The organism is Coprococcus sp. LG101-27, assembly GCF_027695515.1.
Taxonomy (GTDB): Bacteria; Bacillota; Clostridia; order Lachnospirales; family Lachnospiraceae; genus Allocoprococcus; species Allocoprococcus comes.
Map to the genome: position 1 here is coordinate 1 of NZ_JAQEUJ010000020.1, position 19,925 is coordinate 19,925.

General features: G+C 37.3%; 21 protein-coding genes and 1 pseudogene. 20 read left to right on the forward strand and 2 right to left on the reverse strand.

Annotated features, from left to right (window positions below; translation table 11 throughout):
• Positions 1-32: 32 nt before the first annotated feature.
• Both PG766_RS12700 and PG766_RS12705 read right to left on the reverse strand, forming a co-directional pair.
• The gene (locus PG766_RS12700; protein ID WP_270187765.1) at positions 33-926 is read right to left on the reverse strand and encodes an IS3 family transposase; all 894 of its coding nucleotides are present in this window, start codon (positions 924-926) and stop codon (positions 33-35) included.
• Entirely contained in the window at positions 926-1,570 is a 645-nt protein-coding gene (locus PG766_RS12705) for a helix-turn-helix domain-containing protein (protein WP_330674523.1), read from the reverse strand. The genes PG766_RS12700 and PG766_RS12705 overlap by 1 nt, the downstream gene beginning before the upstream one ends.
• Before the next feature lie 68 nt (positions 1,571-1,638).
• Between PG766_RS12705 and PG766_RS12710 the strand changes: the two genes are divergently transcribed.
• From PG766_RS12710 to gloA2, 20 genes and pseudogenes are all read left to right on the forward strand, one after another.
• Positions 1,639-3,012 carry a sugar transferase gene (locus tag PG766_RS12710; protein WP_270590927.1) on the forward strand — a complete coding sequence of 458 codons (1,374 nt, stop codon included), beginning with the start codon at positions 1,639-1,641 and terminating at the stop codon, positions 3,010-3,012.
• Between the two features lie 142 nt (positions 3,013-3,154).
• Positions 3,155-4,285: a glycosyltransferase family 4 protein gene (locus PG766_RS12715; RefSeq protein WP_118199407.1), complete on the forward strand. Its 1,131-nt coding sequence runs from the start codon at positions 3,155-3,157 to the stop codon at positions 4,283-4,285.
• A gap of 303 nt (positions 4,286-4,588) precedes the next feature.
• Positions 4,589-5,638, forward strand: a complete 1,050-nt coding sequence (locus PG766_RS12720; protein WP_118199408.1) for an NAD-dependent epimerase/dehydratase family protein — start codon at positions 4,589-4,591, stop codon at positions 5,636-5,638.
• Positions 5,639-5,659: 21 nt separating this feature from the next.
• Positions 5,660-6,910: a nucleotide sugar dehydrogenase gene (locus PG766_RS12725; protein ID WP_118199409.1), complete on the forward strand. Its 1,251-nt coding sequence runs from the start codon at positions 5,660-5,662 to the stop codon at positions 6,908-6,910.
• A gap of 2 nt (positions 6,911-6,912) precedes the next feature.
• Entirely contained in the window at positions 6,913-8,022 is a 1,110-nt protein-coding gene (locus PG766_RS12730) for a glycosyltransferase family 4 protein (protein ID WP_118199410.1), read from the forward strand.
• Between the two features lie 2 nt (positions 8,023-8,024).
• Positions 8,025-9,107: a glycosyltransferase family 4 protein gene (locus PG766_RS12735; RefSeq protein WP_118199411.1), complete on the forward strand. Its 1,083-nt coding sequence runs from the start codon at positions 8,025-8,027 to the stop codon at positions 9,105-9,107.
• Between the two features lie 8 nt (positions 9,108-9,115).
• On the forward strand, positions 9,116-9,571 hold the full coding sequence (locus PG766_RS12740; RefSeq protein ID WP_270590953.1) for a hypothetical protein: 456 nt from the start codon (positions 9,116-9,118) through the stop codon (positions 9,569-9,571).
• A complete protein-coding gene (locus PG766_RS17250; protein WP_270590928.1) occupies positions 9,493-9,681 on the forward strand; it encodes a hypothetical protein in 189 nt (62 codons plus the stop codon). The genes PG766_RS12740 and PG766_RS17250 overlap by 79 nt, the downstream gene beginning before the upstream one ends.
• Positions 9,653-10,171 carry a serine O-acetyltransferase gene (locus tag PG766_RS12750; RefSeq protein WP_118199413.1) on the forward strand — a complete coding sequence of 173 codons (519 nt, stop codon included), beginning with the start codon at positions 9,653-9,655 and terminating at the stop codon, positions 10,169-10,171. The genes PG766_RS17250 and PG766_RS12750 overlap by 29 nt, the downstream gene beginning before the upstream one ends.
• Before the next feature lie 4 nt (positions 10,172-10,175).
• The gene (locus tag PG766_RS12755; protein WP_118199414.1) at positions 10,176-11,339 is read left to right on the forward strand and encodes a hypothetical protein; all 1,164 of its coding nucleotides are present in this window, start codon (positions 10,176-10,178) and stop codon (positions 11,337-11,339) included.
• On the forward strand, positions 11,336-12,442 hold the full coding sequence (locus tag PG766_RS12760; RefSeq protein WP_118199415.1) for a glycosyltransferase: 1,107 nt from the start codon (positions 11,336-11,338) through the stop codon (positions 12,440-12,442). Before PG766_RS12755 ends, PG766_RS12760 begins: the two co-directional genes overlap by 4 nt.
• A 24-nt stretch (positions 12,443-12,466) precedes the next feature.
• Positions 12,467-13,405 carry a glycosyltransferase family 2 protein gene (locus PG766_RS12765; RefSeq protein WP_182438645.1) on the forward strand — a complete coding sequence of 313 codons (939 nt, stop codon included), beginning with the start codon at positions 12,467-12,469 and terminating at the stop codon, positions 13,403-13,405.
• Between the two features lie 2 nt (positions 13,406-13,407).
• Positions 13,408-14,589 carry a CDP-glycerol glycerophosphotransferase family protein gene (locus PG766_RS12770; protein WP_243014511.1) on the forward strand — a complete coding sequence of 394 codons (1,182 nt, stop codon included), beginning with the start codon at positions 13,408-13,410 and terminating at the stop codon, positions 14,587-14,589.
• 1 nt (position 14,590) lies between these two features.
• Entirely contained in the window at positions 14,591-16,108 is a 1,518-nt protein-coding gene (locus PG766_RS12775; RefSeq protein WP_118199417.1) for a lipopolysaccharide biosynthesis protein, read from the forward strand.
• A 30-nt stretch (positions 16,109-16,138) separates the two neighbouring features.
• A complete protein-coding gene (locus PG766_RS12780; RefSeq protein WP_182438646.1) occupies positions 16,139-17,005 on the forward strand; it encodes a beta-1,6-N-acetylglucosaminyltransferase in 867 nt (288 codons plus the stop codon).
• A 67-nt stretch (positions 17,006-17,072) separates the two neighbouring features.
• A pseudogene (locus tag PG766_RS12785) lies at positions 17,073-17,432 on the forward strand (SIS domain-containing protein); the annotation flags it as partial.
• 21 nt (positions 17,433-17,453) lie between these two features.
• On the forward strand, positions 17,454-18,356 hold the full coding sequence (locus PG766_RS12790; RefSeq protein WP_118199419.1) for a sugar phosphate nucleotidyltransferase: 903 nt from the start codon (positions 17,454-17,456) through the stop codon (positions 18,354-18,356).
• A 6-nt stretch (positions 18,357-18,362) separates the two neighbouring features.
• Entirely contained in the window at positions 18,363-18,974 is a 612-nt protein-coding gene (locus PG766_RS12795; RefSeq protein WP_118199420.1) for a VanZ family protein, read from the forward strand.
• A gap of 101 nt (positions 18,975-19,075) precedes the next feature.
• Positions 19,076-19,405, forward strand: a complete 330-nt coding sequence (locus PG766_RS12800) for a hypothetical protein (protein ID WP_118199421.1) — start codon at positions 19,076-19,078, stop codon at positions 19,403-19,405.
• A 136-nt stretch (positions 19,406-19,541) separates the two neighbouring features.
• Positions 19,542-19,925, forward strand: a complete 384-nt coding sequence (gene gloA2, locus PG766_RS12805) for an SMU1112c/YaeR family gloxylase I-like metalloprotein (RefSeq protein WP_118199422.1) — start codon at positions 19,542-19,544, stop codon at positions 19,923-19,925.

The window sequence follows — 19,925 nt, forward strand, 5'->3', positions numbered from 1 at the left end:
GTATCGTCAGCCATGCTATGGCTGGCGATATTTTATGCTGCTTTTGTATATTGCTCATGATATTTCATTGGTGTCATTACATGCAGTTTCCTTTGAAGTCGTTGGTTGTTGTAGTAATCTATGTAATTAGCTATCGCAGTAATCAAAGAGCTTCTGTCATTAAAACGCTGTTTATAATACATTTCTCGTTTTAGAATTCCCCAAAAACCTTCCATTGGTCCATTGTCAATACAGTGGGCAACTCTAGACATACTCTGCTTCATATGATGTTTTTTTAATCTAGTATAAAACTGTGCGCTTGTATATTGAAAGCCTCGATCAGAATGAACTAATGGGTGTGCATCTGGCTCCTGACGAACAGCCCCATCAAACGTGTCCATAACTAATGGATTATCATTATGATCGCTGATTTTAAAGGAAACAATCCTTCTATCATATAAATCTAAAATAGCACTCAGATAAACTTTATGAACTTCTATTCCGTTGTAGTATTTAAATTCAGAAACATCTGTAAGCCACTTTTCATTCGGTTTTTCGGCGTGAAATTCACGGTGTAAATAGTTTTTTGCTATGTGATCAGGATTTCTGTCTCCTCTGGTACAACTCTTAGGTTTCCATTTAATATTTGATTTTATATCGTATTTCCTACAAATACGAAGTACTCGTTTATCATTCACATGAATTCCTTTATGTCCATCTAATTCATCACGAATCCTTCGGTATCCCATATCTGGATGCTGGTTATGAATCCTTTGGATTTCAGTGGATAGTCTTTCGTTTCGAAGTTCATTATTACTTTTCGGATATTTTACCCAGCGGTAATACGCAGAACGTGTAGCATTAAGATATTTACAAAGTCTATCTATGGGATAATGCTTAGTAGACGATAGTTTTTGGATGGCTTCATATTCGGCTAACCGATGGATTAAAGATAGCGACCCCTCCTTTCCAGTTCTCTGACTTTTTTTAACAGATCATTCTCCATTTGTAAGTCTAGATTTCTTCTTTCCAGTTCAGCTATCTTGTCACGTAGCTCTTCTTCAGGTGTTCTGCTTGGAAGAGAAGCTATACGACGTCCACGTCTGTCTTCCAGACCCGCTTGACCCATCTTTTCGTATCGTATTACCCAATTGCGTACTTGTTGATAGGAACAATCGTATTTGAGTGCCATTGCACCATAATTCTTATCATTTGCAAGACAATCTGTTACTATTTTTAATCTCTCATCAAGTGTAGTGTTCTTTGCTTTTTTCATGTAAGCACCTCCAGTGGATGTTTTTAATATTCCACCAGAATTATACACCTTAATCCAATCGGAAAGCTGTCTGTGTGAACGAATTCCGTATTTTGTGCAAATATCCTGAAGAGATCCTTCTCCGTTAAGATAATCATTTATAGCAGATATTTTTAAATCTTTTGAATATGATTTGTTTTTCGGTTGATTGAGTAATCCAGTTGGTCCATCATATTGATAAATAGAAATCCAATTTCGAATACTATGATGATCAACTCCCAATTCTTTTCCTGCTTGCCGTATGCCAATTTCTCCTGCAAGGTAGCGTTCGACTATTTTTACTTTTTATTTTATATTTCATTGTCCTATATGAGGGTAGCATATCAAAACACTGGGATTTTATTTTGTTAGATTTAATATTGTTGGAATTATCTTATTTACTTGCTCACTGGTTATATCATGGGACTGCATATTACAGAGAAGCACCGCTTTACCGGAATGTGTTTTTTGCGATAGCGGCGATCGATCTGGTTGTGGGACTGATGATGGGAAGTTACAAGGGCATCTTAAGAAGAGGGTACTGGTTGGAGACTAAGGCAGTCGCAAAGCACGCAATCATCGTGACCGTGTGTGTGATTGCTTATTTGTTTGCAATGAAAGAGTCGAGCAATTACTCACGAGTTGTTATATTTGCATTCCCAATCATATCAATCTGCGTATTATATATAGGAAGGATTTTGTTGAAAAAATGGCTTTCCAAGCACAGAGGCCCTGCATCAGGGAAAAGAGCGATCCTTCTGATCGGTGGAAAAAAGAATTATAGAGAAATTGTGGAGGCATTTACCAGCAATCCCTACAGTGAGTTTCATGTAATGGGAATTGGAATTATTGATGCAAAAGAAAATGAAATTCCAAATTATCATGGATTCCCGGTATTTTGTGGAGAGGGTGCGATTGAAGATTTTGCACAGTTGAACTGGGTGGATGAAGCACTTTTCAGCATTCCGACAGAGCTTGCGCTTCCGGATAAACTGATCAAAAATTTCGGTATCATGGGAATTACCGTACATATCAAGCTGGCAAGAGTTGCGGATGATTCTTCCAACCAGATTGTGGAAAAGCTGGAAGGATATACGGTGCTTTCGACCAGCATCAATATGGTAAGCGCCGGTCAGCTGATCTTCAAAAGGACGATGGATATCTGCGGAGGACTGGTTGGAATGCTACTGACAGGTATCATTTTTATCTTTGTAGCACCAATCATTTATATTAAGTCACCGGGACCGATTTTCTTCAAACAGGTGCGAATCGGAAAAAATGGCAAAAAATTCAACATTTACAAATTCCGAAGCATGTATATGGATGCAGAAGAGCGGAAGAAAGAGCTGATGGCACAGAACGATATCAAAGATGGTATGATGTTCAAGATGGATAATGATCCACGTATCATCAAGGGAATCGGTAATTTTATTCGTGATTACTCTCTGGATGAATTTCCACAGTTCTGGAATGTACTCATAGGTGACATGAGCCTTGTGGGAACCAGACCGCCAACAGTGGACGAGTGGGAGAAATACGAGATGCATCACCGCTCCAGACTGGCATTCAAGCCGGGACTTACCGGTATGTGGCAAGTCAGCGGAAGAAGTAATATCACAGACTTTGAAGAAGTTGTAAGACTGGATACCGAGTATATTAAAAAGTGGAGTCCGGGGTTGGATATTATGATTCTGTTTAAGACCGTGGCTGTTGTGCTGGGGAAGGTTGGATCGAAGTAGGATTGTTGTAAAAGGTCAATAAAAAGCATACGAAATGCTGAAAAGGCTACTTCTTTTAAGTATGTAGAGTGCAGAAATGTCTACTCAACAAAAGTACATAGATATAAAGGAGCAGAGGGGACAATATTGGTTGGAGAACATTATGAAAGATAAATTTGCAGTGTCCATGTTCGGACAAAAAAGACTGTCCCGTGAGGGCGGGATAGAGATTGTTGTAAAAGAACTGTGCACCAGAATGGCACGAGATGGATGTCGGGTTACCTGTTACAACAGATCTGGTCATCACGTGAGTGGTGCAGAGTATGACAATAAAATTGAATATGATGGAATCCGACAGAAATTTGTTCCAACTATTGAAGGAAAAGGTCTTGCAGCGGTGAGTTCCTCTTTCTTTGCGGCTCTGTACAGTGCTTTTGGAAAATATGATGTGGTACATATCCATGCAGAAGGTCCAGCTTTTTTTTCATGGCTTCCAAAGATGTTTGGAAAGAGGGTTGTGGTTACCATTCATGGTATAGACTGGCAACGGGAAAAATGGAAGTCAGGATTTGGCTCTAAATTCATCCGTCAGGGTGAAAAGAATGCTGTAAAATATGCAGATGAAATCATCGTTTTGAGTAAAGGTGTTCAGGATTATTTCAGAGATACCTATGGCAGGGAGACACATTTCGTTCCGAATGGAGTGAACAGACCAGAAACCCGAGAAGCTGGTTTAATAACAGAAAAATTTGGACTGACGAAAGATTCCTACATATTATTTCTTGGTCGACTGGTACCGGAAAAAGGTATCCGGTATTTGGTTGAAGCGTTCAAGGATGTCAAAACAGATAAAAAGCTGGTCATCGCAGGCGGTTCCAGTGATACAGATTCCTTTATGAAGGAATTGAAAGAACTGGCGAAGGGTGACGATCGGATTCTCTTTACCGGATTTGTGCAGGGAGCGATGCTGGATGAATTATACAGCAACGCTTACATCTATACGCTGCCGTCTGATCTGGAAGGAATGCCATTAAGTCTTCTGGAAGCCATGAGTTATGGAAATGCTTGTCTGGTATCTGATATACCGGAATGTACCGAGGTGGTAGAAGATAAAGCAATCATATTCCGAAAATCCAATATCAAGGACCTGACAGAAAAACTGCAGGACGCATGCGATGATATTCGGAAGGTAGGAAAGTTAAAAGAACAGGCAGCCGACTTTATCTGTGCAAAATACAACTGGGATGAAGTAGTGGATAAAACACTTGCATTGTATGGGGAGAAGAGCCGATGAGAGTATTAATAATAAATAATCTCCTCTAAACGAACGCAGGTAGTGAGATGTACATAGTGAAAACGCTGGAAAAATAGCATATTTACGGCACTTTTCAAGAGATGGACAAAGCTGCGAGTGCGGTTTTTATCTTGCTACCCAGGTTCAGTAACAGCAGATGATTTTATCATAAGAACTTTCAGTATCACTACCTGCGTTTGTATGGAGCACTCTGGTTTATGAACAATACATTGGAAGTGCTGCATCTGAACAGAGGTAGTGACACTTAAAATATGGGCTTCAAAAAATAAGGAGACAAATGCAATGAGTATAGTTAATTTAGAGAATAAAACAGTTCTAGTCACAGGCGCGGCGGGCTTTATAGGGTCCAATCTTGTAAAGCGAATCTATCAGGAAGCGCCTTCCGCTACAATTATCGGTATCGACAATATGAATGCCTACTATGATGTAGCACTGAAAGAATTCCGTTTGAATGAGCTGGCCAAGTATCCCACATTTACTTTTGTCAAAGGCAACATCGCTGATAAGGAACTGATCACTGAACTGTTCGAAAAGTACAAGCCGTCTGTGGTCGTCAACCTTGCCGCACAGGCTGGTGTGCGTTACTCCATCACCAACCCGGATGCTTATGTGGAATCTAACTTGGTCGGCTTCTTTAATATCCTCGAAGCATGCCGTCACTGTGAGAATCTGGAGCATTTGGTTTATGCTTCTTCTTCCTCCGTCTACGGTTCCAATAAGAAAGTTCCGTATAGCACTGACGATAAGGTGGATAATCCGGTTTCCCTTTATGCGGCCACTAAGAAATCCAATGAGCTGATGGCACACGCCTACTCCAAGCTCTACAACATTCCGTCCACTGGTCTGCGATTCTTCACCGTGTATGGTCCGGCAGGACGTCCTGACATGGCTTACTTCGGATTCACCAACAAGCTGGTCAAGGGCGAAACCATCAAGATTTTCAACTACGGCAACTGCAAGCGTGACTTTACCTATGTGGATGATATTGTCGAGGGCGTTGTCCGTGTGATGAAGAAGGCACCGGACAAAAAGAATGGCGAGGATGGTCTGCCGATTCCACCGTATGCAGTTTACAACATCGGCAATCAGAATCCGGAGAACCTGCTAGACTTCGTGCAGATTCTGAGTGAGGAGTTAGTAAGAGCGAAAGTTCTGCCGGAAGATTATGACTTCGAGGCACACAAGGAACTGGTTCCAATGCAGCCGGGTGATGTGCCTGTGACCTATGCAGATACAAGCGCACTGGAACGGGACTTTGGATATAAACCGAGTACAAGTCTGCGGACTGGTCTGCGGAACTTCGCTGAGTGGTACGCTGAATTTTATAAATAATAGAATTAGAGGGACAGAGAAATGAGAGAGTTTAAAGATTTAAAGATTGCTGTTGCCGGAACGGGATATGTTGGCCTTTCCATTGCTACGCTGTTATCTCAGCATCACAAGGTGACTGCTGTGGATATCATCCCTGAGAAAGTTGAACTGATTAATAATAAAAAGTCACCGATTCAGGACGAATACATTGAAAAGTATCTGGCAGAAAAGAAGCTGGATTTAACGGCAACGCTGGATGCCAAGGAAGCATATAGCGACGCTGACTTCGTGGTAATTGCTGCACCTACGAACTATGATAGTAAGAAGAACTTTTTCGATACAAGTGCAGTGGAAGCTGTAATCAAGCTGGTTATTGAGTATAATCCGGAAGCAATTATGGTTATTAAGTCCACGATTCCTGTTGGTTATACTGCAAGTGTTCGTGAAAAATTCCACTGCGACAACATTATTTTTAGCCCGGAATTTCTACGTGAGAGCAAGGCTCTGTATGACAACCTTTATCCTTCCCGTATCATTGTTGGTACCGACGTGGATAATGATCGACTGGTGAAGGCAGCACACACTTTTGCTGAACTTCTGCAGGAAGGTGCTATCAAGGAGAATATCGATACCTTGTTTATGGGATTCACAGAGGCTGAAGCTGTTAAGTTGTTCGCCAACACCTATCTGGCTCTGCGTGTTAGCTATTTCAATGAGCTGGACACCTACGCTGAGATGAAGGGGCTGAATACTCAGCAGATCATTAATGGCGTTTGTCTCGATCCTCGTATCGGCACTCACTATAACAATCCTAGCTTTGGTTACGGCGGATACTGCCTGCCGAAGGATACCAAACAGCTGCTGGCTAACTACGCAGATGTACCGGAAAATCTGATTGAAGCAATTGTCGAGAGCAATAGAACTCGTAAAGATTTTATTGCTGATCGTGTGCTTGAAATTGCTGGTGCCTATGAAGCAAATGACAGCTGGGATGAAAACAAGGAGAAGGAAGTAGTGGTTGGCGTATATCGTCTGACCATGAAGAGTAACAGCGACAACTTCCGCCAGAGTTCCATTCAGGGTGTCATGAAGCGTATTAAGGCCAAGGGAGCAACAGTTATTATTTATGAGCCTACGCTGAAAAATGGGGATACGTTCTTTGGTAGCCGTGTTGTTAATGATTTAGAGGAGTTCAAAAAACAGAGCCAAGCTATCATTGCGAATCGTTATGACAAATGCTTGGATGATGTGAAAGAGAAAGTATATACAAGGGATTTGTTTAGAAGGGATTAAAAATGAAGAGAAAAAAATATCTTTTCATAGTTCCGTCATTATCAAAGGGCGGAGCGGAAAGAGTAGTTTCTGTATTGGCAAGCGAGCTGACAAAGAAAGAGAGAGATGCAGTAATAGTTACTCATTTCTGGGCGGATGAAGAATATCCAGTATGTGATAATGTTAAAATTGTTTGTTTATCAGAGCTAAATGAAAAAGATTATAAAAAGAAGATAAGCATTATTTATCTTATAAAGTTAGCACGAATGTTAAGAAAAGCGATTATTCAACAAGAACCAGACTATATTCTTCCTTTTTTATGGACAACATGTATCAGAACGGACTTGGCATTGTTGGGATTGAAGTTAAAAGGAAGAGTTATTCAGACAGTTAGGAACAATCCAGAAGTCTTTCCGGAAAATCGAGTGATGAAAAAGTATCGGAATATATTGGTGAAAAAATCAAACTTAACAATTGTCCAAAATGAGCAACAAAAACATTATTTTCCAGAGAAACATTGGGAAAAAATCAAAGTGCTTTTAAATCCAGTATCATCTTCGCTCTTTCAAGTGAAACGCCATGAGAATAAAGCGCAATTTAATATTGTCGGAGTTGGTCGCTTGGAAAAACAAAAAAACTTCGATTTACTGATTGATGCAATAGCGGATGTGTTATCAAAATATACAAATATAAAATTATGTATTTATGGTGAGGGTTCAATGAAAAAAGAACTACAAGCGCATATTGATCGCATGAATTTGGAACAGCAAGTTGTTTTAAAAGGACGCAGTAGTGATTATGAAGAGATTTACGGGACAGCGTCATTGTTTGTACTTTCTTCTAACTTTGAGGGAATGCCAAACACCTTACTAGAAGCAATGGCTGTTGGATTACCATGTATTTCAACGAATTGCCCAACTGGTCCATCGGATATTATTCAATCTGGTAAAAACGGAATTCTTGTACCGGTTGGAAATAAAGAGAAACTAAGTAAAGCGATAGAAACTCTTATTCAGGACAAAGAACTGAGAAATCATATGGGAATGGCTGCAAAACAAACCATTTTGCTACAGTACACACCTGAAAAAATAACTCAACAACTTATAGATATTTGTGAAAATAATAGGAAGTAAAAATGAATATTTTACATTTAGAGTATGCGGGAAAAACCGGAGGAATAGAAAAACTTTGTAAGGATATTGGAAATGCATCTCGAATAGATCATCAATATTTTTTATTTGTTCATGAGGGTGGAAGTATATATGATGAAATGAAAAAAGATCATTTGAAAGTAGAGTGTTTAAACTTAAATAATTATCAGATATATAAGTTGTATAATATGATTTTGAGATATACTTCAACGCTCAATATTAATGCGATTATTCTTCATCATCCAGCGCCGTTGATTTGGTTAGCAATGGAATTATATCTGCATCGTAGTAATCGCGCAAATGTATTTGTATATGTACATAATACATATCAAGAAATAACAGCAGAAAAATATATACGAAGACGTATTTATAATGATTTACTCAAACATGCGGATGGGATTATTGCGATTTCAAAGTGGGTAAAATATACAGTTCAATTAAACACACCAATTGAGGATAATAAAATTAAAGTCATTTATAATGGGATTATTTGTCCTCAAAATCAAAAGGAACATACAGGAAAATTACATAAACCAATTGAAATAATTTATGTAGGTAGATTGATTGAGAAAAAGGGAGTTCAGGTTTTGCTGAAAGCAGCTGCAAAACTCACACCTAAACAAAACTATAAGATACATATTGTAGGGGATGGACCTTATAAAAAAGAACTCCAAAAGCAAACAAAAAAATTAGGAATAGAGTCAATAGTTTCTTTTTGGGGAAATCAACGAGATATAGTAGAACGGCTTACTAATGCAGATATATTTGTTCATCCAGCAATTTGGGAAGAAGGATTTGGAATCAGCATTATAGAAGCAATGAGTTGTGGAAAAATATGTATTGCATCGAAAAAAGGAGCAATTCCTGAAATAATAGAGGATGGGCACAATGGTTTTTTAGTGGAATCCAATGATGAAACGGCTCTGGCAAATAAAATAATGAAAATCGCAGAGAATATGACAACTGAACAACGGATGACACTTGAAAAAAATGCATGGATGCGAGCAAATGATTTTACGATCGAAAAATTATTGAATGAACTTCATGCTTTTTTGGAAAGGGGGTAATTAAAAGTATGTTGGATAGCAAAGAAAAATTAAAGGAATATATCAATAGAGAGACAGACTTCTTCCCGTATAAAATGTTAATATATTTGCCATTTGATCTTTTTGAATCACAAATTATTGCAAAATATTTAGTGCTATTAAGAAAAACAGAATATCATGTTAATGTAGGTCACAAAATACGTGGATTATATTATTTGTTTCGATTGAAGAAAAAACAATGCAAATATGGAGTGCATATTCCCATCAATGTGTTTGGAATTGGACTGAGTATAGCGCATCTTGGAACAATTGTTGTAAATGGAAATGCAATAGTTGGAGAAGGATGTCGCATTCATGTAGGAGCAGTGATAGGAGCAAATGGTGAAAATAATAGGGGGGGGTACCGGTGCTTGGAGATAATGTATATATTGGACCAGGTGCAAAAATATTTGGAAAGGTACAAATTGCAGATGGATGCAAGGTAGGTGCCAACGCTGTGGTTAATAAATCATTTCTCGTAAAAAATCTATATTGGTTGGAGTACCAGCGCAAAGAAAGGCTTAAAAATGTTAGAGATAAATATGGATCATTTTAGGTTGTTTGGAAATGAAAAAATAGCGATTCGATCTTTTAAAGATTATCGCTTTCTTTATATGTATTGTTGGCGAAAAATTAAAGCTGGAAGTCGAATGACATTATTATATAAAGTAATATTAAAGAATTTACGTAGGCATTATCATATAGAAATTCCATACACTGTTGAAATAGGGGAGGGATTTTCAATGGATCATGCTTACGATATTACGATCAATTCGAAAGCAATAATTGGTAAAAATGTAACTATGTATAAAGGCTCAACAATTGGATGTGACGCAAAAGGTGTACCGGTGCTTGGAGATTTAGTTTATGTTGGTTTAAATGCGACGATTGTGGGTGGAGTAAGAATAGGGAACAATGTATTGATTGCGGCGAATTCATTTGTGAATTTTAATGTTCCATCAAATTCGGTTGTATTAGGAAATCCAGGTCAAATACATTTCAAGGAGAATTCGACAAAAGGATACTTATTAAATATTGTGAGGTAAGCCGATGAGTGGAAGAATAAGAAAAATAAGAAAATTGCCTAAGATTAACAATTTTTTATATCTTGGTATTTTTATTTTTATATTAAAAGTATATGGATCTGCGTCTTCTATTTTGCCATTTTATAATGATATTATAGATACTTGCTTATCGCTGCTCGGTTCTTGCTGTATGGTGATACATTGTATTCAGAAGAGATTCTATAATACAAGAACATTTTTGATATATGTTTTTGTAGCATGTTTATCAGTGTATAGTATAGTAGTTATTGGAAATTATAATATTTTTATTACAGTTATAACATGCTTTGCAATTCGAGGAGAAAAAACAGCGGATGTAATTGAATTTTTGTTCAGGTATGAATTGTTGTTTTTTTCGATGCATTTAATATATGCGCTCTTTAGGATGCTACTCATTGGAGATGACTATATGCAAGTTATTAGTGGTGTAGCACGATATAACATGGGGCTTGGACATCCCAATCGGTTTTCGATATTTGTTTTTAATCTATTATTAATGTGGATATGGTTGAATTTTTCAACAATAAGATTAAAGAATATTGTGATTATCTTCCTGATTTCGCTATTGAATTATGAGATTACAAAAACCCGAACAAATGAAATCGCTATAATGATATTGTTGGTAATATTGCTTCTTTATAAAGTGAATAGTTTCAAAATGTCCTCATGTTTAAAGAACTTGGCGATGCTAATAGTTCCGGCGTTGGAAGTGTGCTCTGTAGCTATGGTAATTTTATATAGTTATAGCAATAGTCTAATATTAGATATGTTAGATAAAATATTATCTGCTAGGATTCGTCTTGGTGCGTATGGATACAACAATTATGGAATAACTTTTTTGGGACAACATGTTTTGACAGATGAAATACAATATGATACTACATATCGGTTAAGTTATTTTACATTTGATAATATTTACACAGATATTGCAATTCAACAAGGTTTAATTTGGGTCGTAATAGTATCTATTTTATTTTTTTTATTGGCAAGAAAGAAAAATGATGCAAGCAATTTTGCAATTATAGCTTGGGGAATTTATGGAATAACGGAAGTCCATGGACTGAATGTATATATGCTTTTTGTTGTATTACTTGTAAATGAATTGTTTCAAAATAAGAAACCGAATTTATTAAAAGGAATGAAAGAATGAAGATAAAAAGAATCTGTATATATGGCTGCACGGAAATATTTGGTGGAACAGAACAGTATCTGATGACAATCTATCGAGCAATTGATCGGACAAAACTTCAGTTTGACTTTTTGTTCCCACACAATGCAAATAAAATTTCGTATGAATCGGAAATTGAGAATTTGGGAGGGCGTGTTTATCGCGAGTATTATAACCATAGCGAGCGAAAAATTCCCGGAGCAATCTCTCCTAGGGATTTATTCCGTAAGCACCCGGAATGGTCAGGTATTTATGTCAATTGGCAGAGCATAGATACCGCATATCAGTTGATTATTGCTGCAAAAAAAGAAAAAAGACCGTATCGGGTTATTCATGCTCATAATAATGGTTATAACCGTAGTTTTAATCTGAAAGATAAAATTTATGAAAAATTTTTTCATATGACAAAACAATGTTACGTTACAGATTACTTGGCTTGTTCTGATTTGGCTGGAAAATGGCTTTTTCATACAAAAGGATTTACGGTTATACCAAATGCCGTACCTTTTGAAAAATATACTTTTTCGAAGCCATTACGTAAAAAAATAAGAAAAGAGTGTAGTATTAAAGATTCTGAAACCCTTTATGGATTTTGTGGGAGACTGGTAGAACAGAAAAATCCGGATTTTTTACTTGAAATATTCAAATACATACTTCAAAAACAACCGACTGGGAAATTACTTATTGTGGGAGATGGGCAATTAAGAGAAAAACTCGAAGATAAAATAAAAAAAGAGCATTTGGATAAAAAGGTTACTATAACAGGGATGGTACCTAATGTAGAAGACTATATGCAGGCGATGGACTGTTTTATATTGCCATCTCGATTTGAAGGGTTTGGAATAGTTCTTTTGGAGGCACAAGCTGCAGGATTACCATGTTTTACGTCAAAGAATGTAGTACCTAAAGAAACAAATTTGACAGGACATGTTAGATTCCTTGGGCTAGATGATGGAGCAAAAGTATGGGCAGATAAAATTATGAACACAAATTTGACACGATATGATTCGATGGATGAACTTTTAAAAAGTGATTATACAGTAGAAAAATCAGTAAAAAGAATAATGCGTGTTTTTGAATGTTAAATTTAATTGATGAGGAAGATGATAATGAGAGAAATGTTTGTTTCGATTATTGTTCCAGTTTATAATGTAGAACAATATCTTAAGGAGTGTATTGAAAGTATTCTGGCACAAACATGGAAAAATTTTGAAGTTATATTAGTAGATGATGGATCAACAGATTCTTCTGGAAAGATATGTGATGAGTATTCCCAAAAAAAAGAATTTATTTCTGTGATTCATAAAAAAAATGGGGGCCTTTCCTCGGCTAGAAATGCGGGAATAGATGTGGCACAGGGAGATTATCTGGCATTTATTGACAGTGATGATGTTGTACATCCTCGATATTTGAGCGAATTAGTAGCTATCGTAAAAAAGGAGAAAGCTGATTTGGCGGCGTGCAATTTCTGTGTGGGATCTTTATGTCGGTGGAAAAATTTTTCCGAAGTAAAATATGATATTCGTTGCAATGAAGATGTATTGAAAAAAATGAATGATAATGATGTAGTTGTTACAGTAGCATGGAATAAGCTTTATCATGCAAAATTTTTTAGGGAGTATGGATTAAGATACCCAGTGGGAAAAATACATGAAGATATGTTCTTAACTCCTCAAATACTCTATTACACAAAAAAAATGGTAATAACAAATGAACAACTTTATTTTTATCGGCAGCGAGAAAATAGTATTATGAATTCGTCATTCTCAATTAAACAATTAGATGCCTTGGATGCAATTGAATTTAGGATTGAACTGTTTCAACATTGGAATAAACAATATTTGCAAGCGAGTGAGTATGAAAGTTACATAAGAAAATCAAATGAACTTTATAAAAAAATGAAGGAAGAAGAAACGGATTTATATATAGAAGCACAAGAAAGAATAAAAACTAAAATGAAAGATTTTAGAAACAAAAAAAGTATATTTAACATGCTAAGCTGGAAATACAGAATAAAGTTGATGGCTTTTCTAATAATGGAAAGATGAAAATGATGAAAACTGAAATAATAAAAAAATATTTGAGAAAAACTATAGTTTACAGGAAAGTAAAACAAGGAATAATTTCACTTCTGTATATCTTTCCGATTGATGATAAAAAAATTGTATTTGATAATTTTGAGGGTAAAGGTTTTGGAGATGATCCAAAGTATATCGCAGAGGAATTATTACAACGTAATTTAGATTTGAAGATGATTTGGGTAACAAGAAACGTTCAGATAAATTTACCTGATAAAATTTGTGCCGTTAAATATGGGACAATTAGGGCAGCATATCATTGGATTACTGCTAAAGTATGGGTAGATAATGTTAAATCGACGATTAGACCGGCAAAAAGGAAAGGGCAATATTACATTCAGACATGGCACTCTACTTTGGGATTTAAAAAGAATGAACAAGATGCGCCAAAGCTTCCAGCTCGTTATATTAAACAAGCAATGAAGGATGGAAAGCAGATAGATCTTATGTATTCGGATAATGAATTTAGATGTGAAAAATATAGAAATTCGTTTTGGTATTATGGAGAAGTTATCAAATGTGATGTTCCGCGTATGGAAATTCTGTTGCACGATAATTGCGCAGTGAAAAATAAAGTACGTGATGAATTGAAAATAGAACATGAGAAGCGGATTGTTTTATATGCACCAACGTTCCGAAAGAAAACGAATAATGCCATTTATAAAGTGGATGCAAGTTCTATTTGCCAAGTCCTAAAAGAAAGATTTGGATATCAATATGAGTTCATAATGAGATTGCATCCAAATGAGTCGGACTACGCTAAAGAGATAACACAAGAACTTGGAGTGATTGATGCAACGGGTTACCCGGATATGCAGGAATTACTTGCAGCAGTTGATATTCTAATTACAGATTATTCAGGCTGTATGTTTGATTTTGGCTTTGCCCGAAAACCAGTTTTTTTATTGGCAAAGGATGTTGATGAATATTTGAGAGAGGAAAGGGAGTGGTATTTCAAGTTGAATGATGTTCCATTTGATCTGGCACAATCTGAAAGAGAGTTGGAAAATAATATACTAAAATTTGATGAGCACAAATACAGAATATTATGTGATGAATTCGAAAAAAAGATTGGATTTGTGGATTCTGGAATGGGAGCAAAAGTATTAGCTGATAGGATTATAAAGCAGATGAAAAAGGAGAACATTTGTTAATATGGCAAGTAGAACAAAAAATGCGACAAGAAATATAGTGTGGGGAATAGCATATAAAGTATCAACGTTATTTTTGCCATTTGCTGTCCGCACAGTAATGATTTACTCGTTAGGATCGGAATATTTGGGATTGAGCAGTTTGTTTACATCTGTGCTAAATGTATTGAGCCTTGCAGAGTTAGGTGTGGGCAGTGCAATGGTTTATGCTATGTATAAACCAATTGCAGAGAAAGATATAGATACAGTTTGTGGGCTTATGAATCTTTATCGAAAGATTTATAGAATTATTGGGGTGATTATAATTATAGTGGGAGTGGCTATAATGCCTTTTCTACATAAATTTATTTCAGGCGATGTTCCGGATGATATCAATATATATTTGCTATTCATAATCTACTTGATTAATACAGCTGGCAGCTATTTGCTTTTTGCATACCAAGCATCAGTACTAAATGCGAGTCAGCGTAATGATGTTGCAAGTAAAGTGAATATGTTTACAGGTATAGCGAAAAATGTGTTTCAGATTGTTATATTACTTCTTTTGCGAAATTATTATGGGTATGTGTTACTTTTACCTATAACATCTTTTGCAGCAAACATTATTACAGCAGTGTGTGCACGAAAGATGTTTCCGGAATATAGTTGTTGTGGTACAGTAGAAACAAAATTAATCAAAGAAATCAAAAGTAAAGTAATGGCATTATTTGCGGTTAAAATTACAAGTGTTATATATAATTCAGTAGACAGTATTGTTATTTCTGCTTTTTTGGGATTGGTTGCATTGGCAAAATATAATAATTACTATTATATAATGAGTGCAATAATTTCAATTGTAACAGTATTATTTACTTCCATCACATCATCTATTGGAAATAGTATTGTTCTTGAAAGTGATCAGAAAAATTATAAGGACTACATGAATCTTTCATATATAAATGCTTGGATCGTTGGCTGGTGTACAGTATGCCTTTTATGTTTATATCAGCCATTTATGAAATTATGGGTTGGAGAAGAACTCATGTTTGGAACGGGAATTGTCATATGCTTTTGTGTGTATTTTTATGCTTTTCAACTCAAATCTGTACAAAGTGCGTATAAAGATGCAGCAGGACTTTGGAAAGAGGATATGTGGAGATCTTATGCAGCGAATGCGTTTAATTTGGTAATGAATATTATTTTGGTTCAGTTGGTTGGGATTTATGGGATTTTACTTTCAACTATTCTGGCGTTGACGGTCATAACTTATCCATGGCAAACCTGGATGATCCATAAAAAACTTTTTCATTGTAGTATGTGGGGATATTTGAAAAAACTTGCTGTGTATACGATGATTACTTTAGCGGCGTGTGCAGGAACTTATTGGATTTGTGAGAAAATTCCAGGAAAAGGTATTTTGAATTTGATTCTTAGACTTATTGTATGTATGATTGTGCCGAACGTGATTTTTCTTGTCACTACGTTTAAAATGAACGAATTCAATGAAAGTTTAAGGATTGTGAAAAGAATAATGGAAAGGTAGGCGATAAGCATGAAGCAGGCATATCTCATTATGGCACACGACGATATTCCACTTTTAAAAAAATTAATAGGATTGTTAGATTATCCAGATAATGATATTTACTTGCATTTAGATAAAAAATGTAATGAAGATATTTCAGATATTCAAAAAGGAATTTTGCATTCAGGGTTTTATAGAATTCCGAGTATGGATGTGAAATGGGGGGGGGTAGAGGTAGTAAATTGCGAACTCAATTTATTAAAATGTGCAACCGAAAATAAACATTATAGGTATTATCATCTTTTATCTGGTCATGATTTGCCAATTAAAACACAAGATATTATACATAAATGGTTTGACGAAAACGAGAGAAATTATGTTTCGTTTTATAGACCTGTAATGCGAGAAAATGCGTTATATAATTATCGGATTTACCACTTCCAATTTAAGAAATATTTTTGGGTCCGATTGTCAAGAAAACTACAAAGCATACTGCGTATTGATCGGATAAAAAAAAGTGGTTTACAGTATATGAAGGGTTCGCAATGGTTTTCTGTTACAGATGAAGCGGCGCGGTATATTGTAAAGAAAGAGAAACTAATACAGAAATTATTTTCTTATACCCGATGTCCGGATGAAGTGTTTATACAAACTATATTATACAATTCATATTTGAAAGATAAATTGGAAGCCGATTTTCATGATATAGAATATCGTACACTTTCTTCTACAAAAGTAATGGGAAATAAGCGAGTAATGGATTGGCCGGACGCACTTCATACAGCACATCCAAGAACATTATTGCGGCAGGATTACGATTTATTGATGAATAGAAGTGCTTTTTTTGCCAGAAAGTTTGATTCTAAAGTGGATTCTAAAATTATAGATATGATTTATAACGATCTAAAGAAACAGTGATCAATTGTCTGAGTGCATTTTGTACCAGTTCAAAGTTTTGGTGCAGGTCGTCAAGGCAAAAGATCGCCTGTCTATCCATTCCGAGGCATACGCTGCGGGCGGGCTGAAGCACGGCACAATCAGTCTGATCGAACAGGGAACACTGGTTATTGGTGTGCTGACCCAGAGCGAGATGTACGAAAAGACCATCAGCAATATGCTGGAGTGCAAGAGCCGTGGTGCTTATCTGATGGGGCTCACTACTTATGGCAAGTATGAGATTGAAGATCAGGTGAACTTTACTGTGTATGTTCCGAAGGTGGATGAGCATTTTGTCGGCAGTCTGGCAGTGATTCCGTTGCAGCTGCTTGGTTATTATGTATCTGTTGCCAAGGGTCTGTATGTGGATAAGCCGAGAAACCTCGCTAAGAGTGTGACTGTGGAATAAAAGATAACAAGAGGAAAAAATATGAAAACAACATTACTTATTATGGCAGCCGGTATTGGTAGCCGTTTTGGAACAGGAATCAAGCAGTTGGAGCCAGTGGATGATGCTGGACATATCATTATGGACTACTCAATCCATGATGCGATTGAAGCTGGTTTCAACCATGTAGTATTTATCATCCGTAAGGATATCGAGAAAGAGTTTAAAGAGGTCATCGGTGATCGCATTGCCTCCATTTGCTCTTCTCATAATGTAACTGTTGACTATGCTTTCCAAGATATCAATGATATTCCGGGAGAACTTCCGGAAGGTCGTACAAAACCTTGGGGAACCGGTCAGGCCGTGCTTGCAGCAAAGGACGTAATTATAACTCCGTTTATCGTCATCAACGCAGATGATTACTATGGCAAGGAAGGCTTCAAGGCCGTCCATGAGTATCTGGTGAACGGCGGCAAGTCCTGCATGGCAGGCTTTGTGCTGAAGAATACTCTGTCCGATAACGGTGGTGTGACTCGTGGTATCTGCAAGATGGATGAGAATGGAAACTTGACTGAGGTTGTGGAAACCAAGAACATCGTAAAGACTGCAGCTGGAGCAGAGGCAGATGGTGTAATTGTTGATGTGAATTCTCTGGTATCCATGAATATGTGGGGATTGACTCCGGAATTTTTAGAAGTACTGGAAGAAGGCTTCAAAGAGTTCTTTGAGAAAGAAGTCCCGGGCAATCCTCTGAAAGCAGAGTATCTGATCCCTATCTTCATCGGCGAACTGCTGGAGCAGGGAAAGATGTCAGTGAAGGTTCTGAAAACCAATGATACATGGTATGGTATGACCTACCATGAAGATGTCGCAGCAGTAAAGGGCAGTTTCAAGGAGATGCTGGAGAACGGCGTGTACAAGGCTGACCTGTTCAGTGATCTGTAAACAGCGATGAAAGAAACGATTGATTTACTCGGAAAGATTCTCACAAACATCCTGACTGCTTTGTACGAGCCATTTGGATTTTCATTCCTGCTTTCCTTCCTAGCCATGTTTTTCTATCTTTATGCTTATGAACCTTCCGCAGCAGGTAAAGGATGGAAGAGTGCCATAGTGACATGGTATCAGGAATTCAAAGAGAGCGTGTTCTTCCGGAAACTATTCTTCCTGGTCTTTGTGACTTCACTTATTCTGTTCCGAACCCTGTTAAACCGTCAGCTGTGGATGAATCCTTTATCCGATGTCATGGGGGGCTGGGGCATCTGGGAGACAGTGAATGGTGAACAGCAACTGACCACCGAGTGCATCGAGAACGTGATCATGATGGTACCGTTTAGTTCGGTAGTGATGTGGACATTTCAGGAGAAAGTGGGCAGAAGCTGGAAGAGGGTACTGTGGTATAGCGGAAAGATAGCATTCGTTTTTTCGATAAGCATAGAGATGTTGCAATTATTGCTTCGCTTGGGTACCTTCCAGCTATCAGACATCTTCTATAACACAGTAGGTGGAGTGCTCGGTGGTTTATTGTACTGTGTAGAGATGAAGGCAAGAAAGCGTCTGTAAAAGAATATAGTTTTGTGAGAAAAAGAGACTTCTATGTTGTTCTCATACCTACACAATACTTGATTTAAACGATTATAATTTTGGAAAGAGGTTTGCGTCTTATGCCTAGAACTAAAGGTAGCAAGAATAAGCCCAAAACTGTGATTGCAGATTTTGCAACACAGATTGCAGAAAAGCAGTCCGCAAAGGAAGAACTCACAGCCGAAATCGCATCCATCACCGCCAACATTGACACTTTGAAGGCTGACCTGAAAGAGAAGAAGACTGCTCTGAAGAAGGCCGAAAAAGAAGTGGCATCCCTGGAATCGAAGAAGGCAAAGGCAGATGCTAAGGCCGCTGAAGAAGCTAAGAAGGCTGAAGCGGAGGCTGTGCTGAAGAAGCTGTTGGCAAGCGGGATGAGTGCGGACGAGATTCTGGAAAAGCTGAAATAAACAAGAACCAAAAAAATAAATGCCGTGTGGACAAACTGAACTCCAGGAGTTCACACGGTATTTTTTGAAGGTTAATGTATAGTTTGTAACGAAAATAAAGATTGAATAGAAATAAAAGAAATGGAGCGTGAGAAAGATGAACTTATCCAAAATACATCATATTGCAATCATCGTATCTGACTATGAAGCAGCTAAGGATTTCTATGTGAACAAGCTGGGATTCTCTGTTATCAGAGAGAACTACCGTCCAGAGCGTAAGGACTGGAAGCTGGATCTTCGTGTCAATGAGCACACGGAACTGGAGCTTTTCGCAGAGGAAAATCCGCCGAAGCGTGTGAACCACCCGGAGGCCTGTGGCCTACGTCATCTTGCGTTCTGCGTTGCTAGTGTGGAACAGACGGTGAATGAGCTGGCAGAGGTCGGGATTGAATGCGAGCCAATCCGCGTGGATGATTACACCGGCAAGAAGATGACTTTCTTTCACGACCCGGATGGACTGCCGCTTGAGCTGCATGAGTAA

Coding starts and splice junctions, on each gene's coding strand:
- PG766_RS12720 (WP_118199408.1), top strand. CDS start 4,589: ATGAGTATAGTTAATTTAGAGAATAAAACAGTTCTAGTCACAGGCGCG.
- PG766_RS12740 (WP_270590953.1), top strand. CDS start 9,116: ATGTTGGATAGCAAAGAAAAATTAAAGGAATATATCAATAGAGAGACA.
- PG766_RS12735 (WP_118199411.1), top strand. CDS start 8,025: ATGAATATTTTACATTTAGAGTATGCGGGAAAAACCGGAGGAATAGAA.
- PG766_RS12715 (WP_118199407.1), top strand. CDS start 3,155: ATGAAAGATAAATTTGCAGTGTCCATGTTCGGACAAAAAAGACTGTCC.
- PG766_RS12750 (WP_118199413.1), top strand. CDS start 9,653: ATGTTAGAGATAAATATGGATCATTTTAGGTTGTTTGGAAATGAAAAA.
- PG766_RS12795 (WP_118199420.1), top strand. CDS start 18,363: ATGAAAGAAACGATTGATTTACTCGGAAAGATTCTCACAAACATCCTG.
- PG766_RS12760 (WP_118199415.1), top strand. CDS start 11,336: ATGAAGATAAAAAGAATCTGTATATATGGCTGCACGGAAATATTTGGT.
- PG766_RS12725 (WP_118199409.1), top strand. CDS start 5,660: ATGAGAGAGTTTAAAGATTTAAAGATTGCTGTTGCCGGAACGGGATAT.
- PG766_RS12770 (WP_243014511.1), top strand. CDS start 13,408: ATGATGAAAACTGAAATAATAAAAAAATATTTGAGAAAAACTATAGTT.
- PG766_RS12775 (WP_118199417.1), top strand. CDS start 14,591: ATGGCAAGTAGAACAAAAAATGCGACAAGAAATATAGTGTGGGGAATA.
- PG766_RS12800 (WP_118199421.1), top strand. CDS start 19,076: ATGCCTAGAACTAAAGGTAGCAAGAATAAGCCCAAAACTGTGATTGCA.
- PG766_RS12790 (WP_118199419.1), top strand. CDS start 17,454: ATGAAAACAACATTACTTATTATGGCAGCCGGTATTGGTAGCCGTTTT.
- PG766_RS12780 (WP_182438646.1), top strand. CDS start 16,139: ATGGCACACGACGATATTCCACTTTTAAAAAAATTAATAGGATTGTTA.
- PG766_RS12730 (WP_118199410.1), top strand. CDS start 6,913: ATGAAGAGAAAAAAATATCTTTTCATAGTTCCGTCATTATCAAAGGGC.
- gloA2 (WP_118199422.1), top strand. CDS start 19,542: ATGAACTTATCCAAAATACATCATATTGCAATCATCGTATCTGACTAT.
- PG766_RS12765 (WP_182438645.1), top strand. CDS start 12,467: ATGAGAGAAATGTTTGTTTCGATTATTGTTCCAGTTTATAATGTAGAA.
- PG766_RS12755 (WP_118199414.1), top strand. CDS start 10,176: ATGAGTGGAAGAATAAGAAAAATAAGAAAATTGCCTAAGATTAACAAT.